The 12,157-nt window shown below is 71.8% G+C and carries 12 protein-coding genes; 5 read left to right on the top strand and 7 right to left on the bottom strand.

Annotated features, from left to right (window positions below):
• The first annotated feature begins 54 nt into the window (after window positions 1-54).
• From ACWDN5_RS10760 to ACWDN5_RS10745, 4 genes are all read left to right on the top strand, one after another.
• Window positions 55-927 (top strand): transporter substrate-binding domain-containing protein, encoded by an 873-nt coding sequence (locus tag ACWDN5_RS10760; protein WP_310971915.1) that lies wholly within the window; start codon window positions 55-57, stop codon window positions 925-927.
• 11 nt (window positions 928-938) lie between these two features.
• Window positions 939-1,862: a poly(ethylene terephthalate) hydrolase family protein gene (locus tag ACWDN5_RS10755; RefSeq protein WP_310971916.1), complete on the top strand. Its 924-nt coding sequence runs from the start codon at window positions 939-941 to the stop codon at window positions 1,860-1,862.
• 14 nt (window positions 1,863-1,876) lie between these two features.
• Complete coding sequence (locus ACWDN5_RS10750) at window positions 1,877-3,229, top strand: DUF6351 family protein (protein WP_449675993.1); 1,353 nt, start codon at window positions 1,877-1,879, stop codon at window positions 3,227-3,229.
• 272 nt (window positions 3,230-3,501) lie between these two features.
• Window positions 3,502-4,755, top strand: a complete 1,254-nt coding sequence (locus tag ACWDN5_RS10745) for an FAD-dependent oxidoreductase (RefSeq protein ID WP_449675991.1) — start codon at window positions 3,502-3,504, stop codon at window positions 4,753-4,755.
• On the opposite strand, the gene ACWDN5_RS10740 is transcribed toward ACWDN5_RS10745, so the two are convergent.
• From ACWDN5_RS10740 to ACWDN5_RS10715, 6 genes are read right to left on the bottom strand one after another with little or no spacing between them, the layout of a single operon-like run.
• Window positions 4,745-5,491 carry an SDR family NAD(P)-dependent oxidoreductase gene (locus ACWDN5_RS10740; protein WP_310971919.1) on the bottom strand — a complete coding sequence of 249 codons (747 nt, stop codon included), beginning with the start codon at window positions 5,489-5,491 and terminating at the stop codon, window positions 4,745-4,747. The two genes, ACWDN5_RS10745 and ACWDN5_RS10740, sit on opposite strands and share 11 nt — an antisense overlap.
• On the bottom strand, window positions 5,488-6,408 hold the full coding sequence (locus ACWDN5_RS10735; RefSeq protein ID WP_449675989.1) for a 3-keto-5-aminohexanoate cleavage protein: 921 nt from the start codon (window positions 6,406-6,408) through the stop codon (window positions 5,488-5,490). Before ACWDN5_RS10735 ends, ACWDN5_RS10740 begins: the two co-directional genes overlap by 4 nt.
• Entirely contained in the window at window positions 6,408-7,247 is an 840-nt protein-coding gene (locus tag ACWDN5_RS10730) for an LLM class flavin-dependent oxidoreductase (RefSeq protein ID WP_449675988.1), read from the bottom strand. Before ACWDN5_RS10730 ends, ACWDN5_RS10735 begins: the two co-directional genes overlap by 1 nt.
• A complete protein-coding gene (locus ACWDN5_RS10725; RefSeq protein WP_310971922.1) occupies window positions 7,244-8,014 on the bottom strand; it encodes an HpcH/HpaI aldolase family protein in 771 nt (256 codons plus the stop codon). The genes ACWDN5_RS10730 and ACWDN5_RS10725 overlap by 4 nt, the downstream gene beginning before the upstream one ends.
• A complete protein-coding gene (locus ACWDN5_RS10720; protein WP_449675987.1) occupies window positions 8,011-8,874 on the bottom strand; it encodes a hypothetical protein in 864 nt (287 codons plus the stop codon). Before ACWDN5_RS10720 ends, ACWDN5_RS10725 begins: the two co-directional genes overlap by 4 nt.
• Before the next feature lie 12 nt (window positions 8,875-8,886).
• Entirely contained in the window at window positions 8,887-9,777 is an 891-nt protein-coding gene (locus tag ACWDN5_RS10715; protein ID WP_310971924.1) for a DUF6282 family protein, read from the bottom strand.
• A gap of 149 nt (window positions 9,778-9,926) precedes the next feature.
• Here ACWDN5_RS10715 and ACWDN5_RS10710 point away from each other — a divergent pair, with 149 nt between their 5' ends.
• Window positions 9,927-11,288 (top strand): MFS transporter, encoded by a 1,362-nt coding sequence (locus ACWDN5_RS10710; protein WP_310971925.1) that lies wholly within the window; start codon window positions 9,927-9,929, stop codon window positions 11,286-11,288.
• A gap of 107 nt (window positions 11,289-11,395) precedes the next feature.
• Here ACWDN5_RS10710 and ACWDN5_RS10705 read toward each other — a convergent pair.
• On the bottom strand, window positions 11,396-12,157 hold a 762-nt coding region (locus ACWDN5_RS10705; RefSeq protein WP_449675986.1), incomplete at its 5' end, for an IclR family transcriptional regulator.

The raw sequence follows: 12,157 nt of genomic DNA, 5'->3' as shown, positions 1-12,157 counted from the left end.
GGAAGGAGAAATGTGCGATCTCCACTTCGCCGACGAAGCCGAAGTGCGATCCTCGTGACCGCTGCCCTCGGGCTGGCCGTCGCCGGGTGCACGGTCGGCACCGATTCCCCGGGCCTGGCCACCGGAACGAACCTCCCGGTGGTGCAGTCCCTGCACGACGCGCTGCCGCAGGCGATCAAGGACGCCGGCGAGCTCCGGTTCGCCGGCGACTCCCACCCGCCCTACCGCACGGTCGCGCCGGACGGCACGGTCACCGGGATCGACGCCGACTTCCAGGCCGCGATCGGCCAGGTCCTCGGCGTCCGCACCCGGACCGTCGTCGTCGCCGGGCTCCCGGCCGCGCTCCAGGGCATGCAGGCCGGCCGGTACGACGCGTTCAACGGCCCGGTCAAGGCGACCGCCGAGCGCGAGAAGCAGTTCGACACGATCACCTGGATGACCACCCGCACCGCCTACGTGTACCCCACCGATTCGACGGCCGGGATCGCGCGGGTCGAAGACCTGTGCGGCAAGCGCATCGCGGTGGTGACCGCGAGCGTCGTCGAAGACCAGCTGAACAAATTGTCCCGGTTCTGCACGGACACCAAACGGAAGCCGACGCAGACCGTCGGCCTCGACGACACGAACGCGACGCTGCTGGCCACCCGTTCGGGCCGCGCGGACGCCGCGGGGATGACCGAGGCCGCGGCGATCGACGTCACGCAGCGGCAGGGCGGGAACAAGTACGTCACGCAGACCGAAGCGCAGGGGGCGGTCAAGGACGACCTGGCGTTGTACACCCCCAAGGCGTCCGGACTCGGCCCGGTGCTGCAGAAGGTGTTCGAAGAGCTCTTCGCGGACGGCACGTACGTCGGGATCATGTCCCGCTGGGGGCTCAACCAGGTCTCGGTGCCGAAGCCGGTCTTCAACGCGGCCACCCCACGGTGAGAGGACTTCCGATGGCATTGCTCAAACCGGCCCTCGTCGCCGCGGCGACGGCGCTGCTCGCGGTGACCGCGGCGATCGTCGTCCCCGGTTCCCCCGAGGCCGGGGTCGCGGCTCCGCCCGCGCCACCCGCGTCCGCGGTGTTCCACCCCGTCGTCCGCGAAGCCGCGGCCCGGACCGGGGACTACGCCGCCGAGTACACCGTCTACCGGCCCGCGGACCTGGACCGGGTGCACGGCCGCCTGCCGGTGGTCGTCTTCGGCAACGGTGCGTGCCGGCACACGAGCAACGACGAGCTGCTGACCCTCGAGACGCTGCTCGCCGCGCACGGGTTCGTCGTCGTGGCCGTCGGCGGGTTCGACGAGCCCGCCCTGACCGAGAACGGCAGCCCGGACCCGAAGGTGATCACCGACGCGATCACCTGGGCCGAACGGGAGAACGGCCGCCGGGGCAGCGCCCTGCGCGACCGGCTCGACCCGCGGCGCGTCGGCGTCACGGGCCATTCGTGCGGCGGCATCGAAGCGCTGGTCGCCGGCGCGGACCCGCGGGTGAAGTCGGTGCTGTCGCTGGACAGCGGCTTCTTCGCCGACGGCACGCTCGGCTACGGCCGCGAGCACCTCCGGAACCTGCACACGCCCACGATGTTCGTCGACGGCGGCCCGGACGACGTCGCCTACGCCAACAGCGGCGAGAACTACGACCTGGTCACCGTGCCCGCCGTCCGCGCCACCAACCCGGCCGCCGGCCACACCGGGTTCGTCTACGGTCAGCGCACCGGCAACCCGGACCCGAGCGTCCGCGAAGAGGCCGTTCGCGTGTTCGTCAACTGGTTCGACTTCACCCTCGGCGGCAACCGCGACGCACGCGGCTACTTCCTCGGTGCCGGCTGTGGTCTGTGCGCCACCCCCGGCTGGACCGTCACCGCCAAGAACTTCTGACAGGAGCGCTCATCATGAGGCCCAGACTCACTTTCCTGGCCGCGGTGACGGTGGTCGCCGCCGGACTGCCGGCCACCGCACACGCGGCGGAACCCTGCGTCGGCACGGCGACCTGCGTCGGCGGGCAGCTGGCCGACGGGACGCCGTACAGCTTCGCGAAGCCCGCCCGGTGGAACGGGACCGTGCTGGTGGACATGGACTTCGCCGCGGGCGGGCTGACGAGCGCGCTCACCGCGAGCCTCGTCGAGCGCGGCTACGCGGTGGGCGGCACCACCCGCACGGTGACCGGCTGGAACATCGCGCAGGCCATCGACAACCAGGCGGAAGCCCTGGGACGCTTCGAAAAGGCGTTCGGGCACCCGCGGTACGCGATCGCCGAAGGCCGCTCGATGGGCGGGATGGTCGCCGCCGGCGTCGCGCAGGTGCACCCCGGCCGGTTCGACGCGGCGATCCCGATGTGCGGCGGTCTCGGCGGTGCGGTGGGGCAGTGGAACCAGAAGCTGGACACCCTCTTCACGCTCAAGACGCTGCTGTTCCCCGAACTCCCGGTGACCGGCATCCCCGCCGACGTCCCGGGCACGCAGCAGCGGTGGATTTCGGCGGTGACGTCGGCGCAGGCGACCCCGGCGGGCCAGGCCCGGATCGCGCTCGCGGCGGCGATCGGCCAGCTGCCGGGCTGGGGCCTGGCCGCCGACGGCTCGCCGACGCCGGTCCCGGCCGGCCACGACGTCGACGGTGTCGAGCAGGGGATGTTCCTCGCCCTCGCCGGCGGTCCGCTGCCGTACGTCGGGCAGGCGGTCAGCAGCAGGCGGGCGATCGAGCAGCTGGCGGGCGGGAACCCGTCGTGGAACACCGGTGTCGACTACGCGCACCAGCTCACGATGGCCGAACCGAGCCAGCGGAACGCCGTGCGGCGCCTGTACCAGCGCGCGGGCCTCGACCTGCGCGCCGACCTCGGCCGGCTCGCCGCCGCACCCCGCGTGTCCGCCGACCCGACCGCCGTCCGCTACCTGGAGCGGGGCATCGTGTTCACCGGCGACCTCCGGATCCCGGTGCTCACGGTCAACGGCACGGGCGACCAGATCTCGACGGTCGCCCAGCAGCAGTCCTACGGCGCCTTGGCCGCCCGCGCGGGCAAGGCGGCCCTGCTCCGCCAGACCTCCGTGCAGACGGCGGGGCACTGCACGTACACGACCGGCGAACAGCAGGCGGCCATCGACCGCATGCTGACCCGCCTGCGAACGGGCCACTGGCCCGACACCGCACCGGCGGCGATGAACCGCGCGGCGGCGGCCGCGGACGGCGTGCCGGGCCGGTACCTGCCGTACGCACCGCCGCGGTTCAATCGGGCGTACCCGGCGAGGTGAACGGGGCGAAGCGGTCTGCCCGGGCGGAGGGCTCGGCGTAGGCGAGCACCGCCTGCTCGGTGCGGCTGGTGTTGCCGATGAAGATAACCGGCACCGGCCGGTCATCGGCTCGGCCCAGTGGCCGTGGAAGGCTTCGAACTCATCGTCGGTCACCGCAACAGTCCCCGCTCGGAACGTTCGTGCGGCAAAGCTGCCCCGAAGACTCTCGTCCGCGCCACCGCCGGCCCCACCAGGTGTAGAGGTGGTGGGGGGCGGGAACGGGGGAGTGCACTGTGGAACGGACGACGTGTTGCGTCGTGGGGGGTGGCCCGGCGGGCATGGTGCTCGGGCTGCTGCTGGCCAGGGCCGGGGTCGAGGTCACGGTACTGGAGAAGCACGAGGACTTCCTGCACGACTTCCGCGGCGACACCGTGCACCCGGCGACCCTCCAGCTGCTGGACGACCTGGGGCTGGGGGAGCGGTTCGCGCGGTTGCCCCAGACGCGGATCACCGACGTGGTCCTGCCCGACGGCGCCGGCGGCGTCCGGCGGATCGGGGATTTCGGGGCGTTGCGCCGGTGGGGCGTGCGGCACCCGTACGTCGCCATCGTTCCCCAATGGGACCTGCTGAACCTGCTGGCCGATGCCGCACGGGAGGAACCGGGGTTCCGGCTCGTCATGGGGACCGCGGTGACGTCGCTGATCCACGAGGACGGCCGGGTCGCCGGGGTCCGTTACCGCACCAGCGAGGCGGTCGACGGCGAGCTCCGGGCGGACCTCACGGTGGCCTGCAACGGCCGGAATTCGGCCCTGCCGGCGGCGGCCGGGCTGGGCGTGACCGAGTTCGCCGTCCCGTTCGACACCTGGTGGTTCCGGCTCTCGCGGCGTGACGGCGAACAGGTCGGCGAGCTGACCCGGCGGCCGGGGCGGGGACGGTTCGCGATCGTCATCCCGCGGGAGGGCTACTTCCAGATCGGGTACGTCGCCCGCAAGGGCACCGACGGCCGGTTGCGGGCCCGTGGCATCGACGCGTTCCGGCGGGACGTCGCCGAACTCCTCCCGGAGTACGCCGACCGGGTCGGCGAGCTGGTCTCGATGGACGACGTCAAGCTGCTGGATGTCCGGCTCACCCGGCTGCGCCGGTGGCACGTCGAGGGCTTGCTGTGCATCGGGGACGCCGCGCACGCCATGTCGCCGGTCGGGGGCGTGGGCATCAACCTCGCGGTCCAGGACGCCGTCGCGACGGCGACCCTGCTGGCCGGGCGGCTCCGGCGGGGTGGGGTGCGCGGGGCCGACCTCGCCCGGGTCCGGCGGCGCCGGTTGCCGTCGCTGCTGCTGGTGCAGGCCTTGCAGCGGATCATGCACGCCGACCTCGCCGGCCCCCTCCGGTCCGGGAGGCAGGCGGGGCCGGCGGGCCGGCTCATGGCCGCGGCGCAGTGGGTTCCGGGCCTGCGGACGCTGGCGGTGTACCTCGTCGGCGTGGGACTGCGCCCCGAGCGAGCTCTCGGTGGCCGCGCACCGGTGTGCGGCGGACCGGTCAGGCCGTGAAGCCGCCGTCCACCGGGAGGACCACTCCGCTCAGGTGGCCGGCCCGGTCGCTCAGCAGGAACGCGGCCGCCGAGCCCACTTCCGCGCCCGTGCCGGCTTTGCGCAACGGCGTCGCCGCGATGCGGGCTTCCACACCGCCCGGGATCGTGCGGCGCAGCTCGTCCAGCATCGGGGTCTCCGTCGGGCCCGGGGCGAGCGCGTTGACCCGGATGCCCAGTGGCCCGAAGTCGTGGGCGGCCGTGCGGGTCAGGCCGATCACCGCGTGCTTCGTCGCCTGGTAGGCGCCCATGCCGGGACTTCCCCGCAGGCCGCCGATGCTGCTCACGTTCACGATCGAGCCCGAGCCCCGGCCTTCCATCGCCGCGACCTCCGCACGCAGGCACAGCCACGTGCCCTTCACGTTCACCGCCATGATCCGGTCGAAGTCCGCTTCGGACACCCGGTCGAGCCGCCCGCCGCCGCCCATGGCCGCGTTGTTGAACGCGCCGTCGAGCCGGCCGAAGCGCGCGACCGTCGCCGACACGAACGCGGCCACGTCGGCGGCCGAAGAAACATCGCCCGTCGTGTAGGCGACGTCGTGGCCGTCGAGTTCGGCGGCCAGTTTCGCCAGCGGCTCTTCGTGCCGGGCCACCAGCATCACCGAAGCACCGTCCGCGGCGAACACGCGCGCCGCGTCCGCCCCGATGCCCGAACTGGCCCCGACGACCAGGATCACCTTGTCCGTCAGCAGGCTCATGCGTTCCCTCCACGGAGTGCCAGCAGCGCGCGGGCGTCGGCGGGTGTGGCGACGGTTTTGCCGAGGTCCTCCACCACCGCCCGGATCTTGCGGACCTGCTGGGCGTTGCTTTCCGCGAGCTGTCCCTTGCCGATCCACAGGCTGTCCTCCAGCCCGACTCGCACGTGCCCGCCGAGCCACGCGCTGTGCGTGCTGAAGCTCATCTGGTCGCGGCCGGCGGCGAACGCCGAAAACGCGTAGTCGTCGCCGAAGAGCTTGTCCGCGATCCGCACCATGTGCTCGAGGTTCGCGTGGTCGGCGCCGATCCCGCCGAGGACCCCGAACACGCCCTGGATCAGCAACGGCGGTTTCGCCAGGCCGAGTTCGGCGAAGTACGCCAGCGAGTACAGGTGCCCGATGTCGTAGCACTCGTACTCGAACCGGGTCCCGGACTCGCCGAGCGTCCGCAGCGTGTGCTCGATCTTGTCGAAGGTGTTCACGAACGGCTTCAAGTACGTGTCGAGCACGTACGGCCTTTCCCACTCGTGCTTCCACTCGGTCACCTTGCCGGCGATCCCGGAGTAGACGAAGTTCATCGACCCCATGTTCATCGACGCCAGCTCGGGCCGCAGCCGGTAGGCGGCCGCGAGCCGTTCGTCCATCGTCATCGAGGACGCGCCGCCGGTGGTGATGTTGATGACGGCATCGGATTCCGCGGTGATCCGCCCGACGATCTTTTCGAACACGCCGGGATCGGGCGTCGGCCGGCCGTCCGGTTCGCGGGCGTGCAGGTGGACGATCGCCGAGCCCGCGTCGATGGCCTCCAGCGCGGCGTCGGCGACCTCGTCGGCGGACAGGGGCAGGTGCGGGCTCTGCGACGGGATGTTCACCGATCCCGTGATCGCGGTGGTGATGATGACCTTTTCGGCCGGGCGCATCAGTTCTCCTGTTCGGCGAGGGCGCGGTAGGCGTCGAGTTTCGCGTCGTCGAGCGGGCCGACCAGCGTCAGCGCGACCTGGGTGGCGCCCGCGTCGTACTGCGCTCGCGCCGCTTCCCGGACTTGCGAAGGCGTGCCGCAGGCGACGAGCGCGTCGACCAGCCGGTCGGACCCCGGTGGCGCGAGGTCGGCATCGGTGAAGCCGAGCCGCTGCAGCTTCGCGAGCTGGTGGGGAAGCGTCAGGTAGTAGGCGAGCCGGCCCCGGGCTACCTCGCGGGCGGCGGCGCGCGACCGGCCGACCACCGCCCACTGGACGACCGACAGGAAGAGGTCGCCGACCGTCTCGCGCGCCCAGCGGGTGTGCTCCGGCGTGACGAGGAAGGTGATCAGCCCGTCGGTCCGCTCGGCCGCGAGCCGCGTGATCCCTTCCGAGTACGCGCCGAGCACCTTCGGCACCCCGGCGGCCACCTGGTCGACGCCGTCGAGGTACTCCCGCAGGAACGGCAGCGGTCCGACCCCGCGTTCGCGGACCGCTCCGCTCACTCCGAGACCCAGCACGTACCGCCCGGGGTGGCCGGCGGCGAGGTCCCGCGCGGCCGAGCCCGCCGATTTCGGTACGCGCTCCAGCGCCCGCGCGACGCCGTTGCCGACGACCAGCCGCTCGGTGGCCGAAAGGACCAGCGCCGCCGTCGTGAACGCTTCGCGGCCGTTCACCTCGGGAATCCAGACCATCCGGTGGCCGCACTCCTCGAGCGCCCGCACGAACCGCACGACCCCGTCGTGATCGAGGTCGTCGAGCTCGGCGATCGACAACGCCGTGCGCGGCAGCGAAAGCGTCATGAAGTCGCTTCCCGGAAGGCCGTGACCAGGCTGCGAGCGGCCTCGGCCAGCATCGTCGTGTCGTTGCCGAGCAGGACGAAGTCGCAGCCGTCGCGCACCGCCCGCGCGGCCTTCTCCGGCACGCCGCCGAACGCGAGCCCGCACTTCTTGCCGGCGTCGTGCGCGGCCGCGATCGCCGAGGCGATCAGGTCGAGCACGTCCGGCGACGCGGGCGTCGAACCCATCGACATCGACAGGTCCGCCGCCCCGACGAACACCGCGTCCACCGTGTCCAGCGCGAGCATCTCCGGCGCGGCCTTGATGGCCTCGACGCTTTCCAGCTGCGGGATGCACAGGACGTCGTCGTTGCCTTCCGCGAGGTACTCCGCGTTCGGGCGCAAGCCCCACGATCCCGCCCGGCTGGTGCCGCCGGCGCCGCGGACGCCGTGGGGCGGGAACCGGCACGCCCGCCCGACGGCCGCGGCCTCTTCGACGGTGTCCACATGGGGCACGAGGATGCCCCGCGCGCCCGCGTCGAGGATCTTCTGGATCGTCGACGGCGTCTTGTCCGGCACCCGCACCAGCGGCGTCATGCCGAGCGCCGCCGCGGTGTTGATCAGCCGGTACGCCGTCACCAGGTCCAGCGGCGCGTGTTCCAGGTCGATGACGACGAAGTCGAACCCGGCGAACGCCATGATCTCGGCCGGCTCGGTCGAGGCGATCTTCAGCCAGGTGCCCACGGGGGTGTGCGAGCGGGTGAACAGCCCGCCTCCGGTGCGCGCGCTCACGGCATCGGGTAGTCGTCGGCGTTGAGGACCCAGCCGGGTTTCTCCGAGAAGTCCACCCGCGGCGGGCTGAAGATGTCGATCAGCTGGTTCACGCCCGGGTCGCTCGCCGCGGAGGTGTGCACGGTCGGCGGCGGGATGATCGTGACCGACGGGCTGCCGATCCGGACGTGCTCGTCCTCGCGCCAGGTGGTGCTGTCGGGCAGCCACGGCGTGCGGATGTGGTGCACGTATTCCCCTTGCACCGCCAGGGAAAGCTGCTCGAAGTCGTCGTGGTGGTGCGGCGAGAGCTTGCGCGGGTCGCGCGGGCCGTCCTGCAGCGGCAGGAAGTTCACCATGAACGACCGGGTGCGGAAGATCCGGCCGAACCGCTTCGGGTCGTCCGGCACCTCCGACAGCGGGTAGAAGCGGACGCGCTCTTCGGCGGGCGCCGGCCAGCGCTCCAGCAAGGCGACACGTGGGTGGTCCTCGGCGTAGGCCGCCGCGTTGGCGACGCGCTCCCGCCACGCGGGTTCGGTCGCCTCGACCAGCCGGACCAGCGGCCCGTCGCCGTGCACGCTGATCCGCGACGCGCCGGGCGGGACCACGACGAGCCCGGGGGAGTCCACTTTGGTCTCGCCATCGGCGGTGAGCACGGTGAACGCGGGGGAGGCGCCGGTGACGACGATCGCCAGCTCGCCCTCGAGGGTGCCGTTGTCGAGGTCGTCGCCGTCGCGGGCGTCGGTGTGGATCAGGATGACGTTCTGCGCCCGCACGACCGGGGTTTCCCCCAGGTCGAGGTACTGCGCGGCCGCGATCGCGGCACCGCTCTCGGGCCGGGCCGCGGTGGCCAGACCCGAGCGGGGATCGTCCTTTTCGTACACGAGCGGGTCCTTTCAGGCGTCGAGGTTCAGCAGGTACGCCGGGTTGTCCCGGACCATCCGCCGCAGGTCCTTCTCCGGCAGCCCGAGGTCGAGCAGCGCTTCGCCCACCCGCAGCCAGGCGTCCACCGGTTTCGGGTTCGCCTTCTGGCCGAAGTCCGAGGCCAGCACGGTGTGCTCCGGGCCGAGCGTCTCGATCCAGGTCAGCAGGTTCTTCGGGTCCCACTTCTGGGTGCCTTCGGGGTCGTACATGCCGACCTCGTGCTCGACGAACGCGCCGAGCTCGATCAGCTCGCGGCACAGGGCCGGGTCGGCGCCGATGACGAAGTCCGGGTGGCTGACGGCCATCCGCTTCAGGCCGCGCTCGTGTGCCTCCTCGAACAGCGTCTTGATGTACTCGGGGTACATGTGCCCGCCGTTGAGGACGGCCTGCTGCTCCTTGATCTCGTCGAGGATCTCGATCGCCTCGGGCTTGAGGGCACCTTCGCCGTCGACGATGTCGATGCGCTCCAGCGTCAGCGGGACGGTGGTGGTCGGGAAGGCGCCGTCCTCGGGGTGGCAGTCGAGGTGCCGGCCGGAGGAGATGGTCGGGAACCAGACCACCTTGCCGCCCATGCGCAGCGTCATGCGCACGGCGTGGACGTTGAGCCCGCCGACGGTGCTGTTGAGCGCGATGCCGCCGAAGACCTGCGCCTCGACGTCGGCGAGCCGCCCCTGCATCGCGAGGACGTCCATCTGGGTGTTGTGGTGGTGGGACTTGGCGACCATGGCGCGCATCCCGATCCGGGCGCCGTCCCGCGCGGCCTCGACGTGGTCGAACCGCCGGGGGAACGGGCTGGGACCGGAGTGGACGTGCATGTCGACCAGGCCGTCCAGGACGGAGGCGATGGCGGGGCGCGGGCTCATGAGCGGCCTTCCGTTCGCATTATGAAGTCAAAGTTCACTATAAGACCGCCTGTCAACCCTGTGACCGCCCTTGTGTATCGAACGGCGCATATTTAGAGTGGCTGGCGTTCACTTTGTGAACACTCGGTTCGGAGCAACGGAGGACGCCGATGTCCACACCGCCCAGCACCGCGGGAACGGCCGCCCGTCCCGGTACCCCGCACGGCCCGGACGCGACCAAGGTGCGTGCCGCGATCCGCGGCGGGACGCTCGCCTACTTCGTCGACCAGTTCGACATCTACCTGCCGATCGTCGTGCTGGCCCCGGCGGCGGCGTACTTCCAGGCGGCGAACCTCGGTGCGAGCACGACCGCGCTGCTGGCGTCCCTGGTGTTCGCGTCGACGCTGATCGGCCGCCCGCTCGGCGCGATCATCTTCGGTCACTTCGCCGACACGGTCGGGCGCAAGCGGACGACGCTGGTCGCGGTCGGCGGGTTCGGCACCATCACGCTGCTGACCGCGTGCCTGCCCGGGCACGAGACGATCGGGATGTGGTCGGTCGGCACCCTCATCGCCCTGCGGTTCGTCGACGGGATCTTCCTCGGCGGCGAGTACACGACGGCGGTGCCGCTGGCGATGGAGTGGAGCCCGAAGCACAAGCGCGGCCTCTACGCCTCGATCATCACGTCGACCTCGCCCGCCGCGTACGCGGTGATCGCCGCGATCACGCTGCTGATGCTGCAGCTGCTGCCGTCCGCCGGCCTGCACAGCGCGTACGTCCAGTGGGGCTGGCGGATCCCGTTCTTCGTCGGCGCGGCGCTGGCGGCCGTGCTGTTCCGCTACTACCTCAAGCAGGTCCACGAGCCGCCGGCCGAGCTGACCGGCGAGAAGCACAAGCTGCCGTTCGTCCGGCTGCTGAAGAAGTACCCCCGGGCGCTGGGCCAGGTGTTCATCCTGATGACCGGCACGTGGCTCGCGACCAACATGGAAGCCGCCGTGACGCCGGCGCAGCTGAAGGCCCACCTGGACCTGTCGAGCAAGGAGGTCACCATGACCATGCTCGTCATCAACGCGGCCGCCGCGCTGTCCTACCCGGTGTTCGGGGTGCTGTCCCAGCGCATCGGCCGGCGGCGGTTCTACATCGGCTACGGCCTGTCGATGGTCGTGGTCGGCGCGGGTTCCTACACGCTGCTGATGGCCTCGAACGGCGGCTTCGGCGCGGCGCTCGGCTTCGGCGTGCTCATCGGGGTGTTCACCGTCGGCACGTTCGGCCCGATCGCGGCGTACCTGACCGAGCGGTTCCCGGCGAGCATCCGCTCGACCGGCTACGGCGTGGGCTACAGCCTCGCGCTGATCGCCCCGGCGTTCTACCAGTTCTACCTGCAGCGGTTCGACGGGGTCATGCCCGCGCACCTGGCTCCCGGTGTCCTGCTCGTGCTGGCCGGCCTGCTGATCAGCCTCGGCGGCTTCCTCGGCCCGGAGACCAAGGACGTCGACATGTCCGACGACAGCACGATCCCCGCACTGTCCTGAGTGGAGGGAGGCGGTCGAGGCTCGCGCAGGCGGGCCCCGGGCGACCGGGCCGGGTTCCGCCGGGTGCTGCGAATGACTCATTCGGGACCTCGGGCGTCCCGAATGAGTCATTCGCGACGTTCGAACCCGCTGCCCTGCACCGCCCGCCGGCCGTCGTCGGGGCGGTAGTGCCCGCCCAGCTCGTGGGTGAGCTCGCGCGCGGTGTCGACCACGACCCGCAGCTCGGGCGTGTCGTCGCCCATCGACAGGGTGTTGTCCGGGCCCACGATCGCGATCGTGGCGCAGATGCCGTACTCGTCGAAGACCGGCGCGGCCACCGCGACGATGCCGGGCGTGCTCATCGCGGAGCAGTGGCCGGCCGCGCGCACGCGTTCGACGTCCGCGCGCAGCTCGTCGCGCGCCGGGCCGGACAGGGTGCCGATCAGGCGTTCCATCGACAGCTGGTCGGCGTGGTAGGCGAGGAACACCTTGCTCTGCGCGGTGTCCAGCGGCAGGTGGCTGCCGACCCGCACGGACACGATGACGATGGTCGAGGCGTTCTCCTCGACCCGTGAGACCACCGGGCCGGTGAGGCCCCAGAGGCTGAGCACGACGCTGGTCTGCGTCGCGCGCGAGAGCGCCTGCATGTGCCGTGGCGCGAGGTTGACGACCCGGCGGTGCCCGATCGCGAACGCGCCGAGCTGCAGCAGCAGCCCGCCGGGCACGTACCCGCCGTCGGCGCTGCGTTCCAGCAGGCCGGCCGCGACGAGCGAGGTGCAGTACCGGTACGCCGTGGTGCGGTTGAGGCCCAGCCGTTCGGCGACCTCCCCGGCGGTCAGTTCGGGGGTCGCCGGGTCGAACAGCGAGAGGATCTGGCTGACCCGGCTCAC

The sequence above is a fragment of the Amycolatopsis sp. NPDC003731 genome, assembly GCF_053586895.1.
This window is presented reverse-complemented; position numbering and strand designations above follow the sequence as displayed.

Bases quoted from the DNA above. Each gene is read 5' to 3' on its own strand.
- ACWDN5_RS10750 (WP_449675993.1), top strand. From the start codon at position 1,877: ATGAGGCCCAGACTCACTTTCCTGGCCGCGGTGACGGTGGTCGCCGCC.
- ACWDN5_RS10730 (WP_449675988.1), bottom strand. From the start codon at position 7,247: ATGACGCTTTCGCTGCCGCGCACGGCGTTGTCGATCGCCGAGCTCGAC.
- ACWDN5_RS10735 (WP_449675989.1), bottom strand. From the start codon at position 6,408: ATGCGCCCGGCCGAAAAGGTCATCATCACCACCGCGATCACGGGATCG.
- ACWDN5_RS10710 (WP_310971925.1), top strand. From the start codon at position 9,927: ATGTCCACACCGCCCAGCACCGCGGGAACGGCCGCCCGTCCCGGTACC.
- ACWDN5_RS10715 (WP_310971924.1), bottom strand. From the start codon at position 9,777: ATGAGCCCGCGCCCCGCCATCGCCTCCGTCCTGGACGGCCTGGTCGAC.
- ACWDN5_RS10755 (WP_310971916.1), top strand. From the start codon at position 939: ATGGCATTGCTCAAACCGGCCCTCGTCGCCGCGGCGACGGCGCTGCTC.
- ACWDN5_RS10740 (WP_310971919.1), bottom strand. From the start codon at position 5,491: ATGAGCCTGCTGACGGACAAGGTGATCCTGGTCGTCGGGGCCAGTTCG.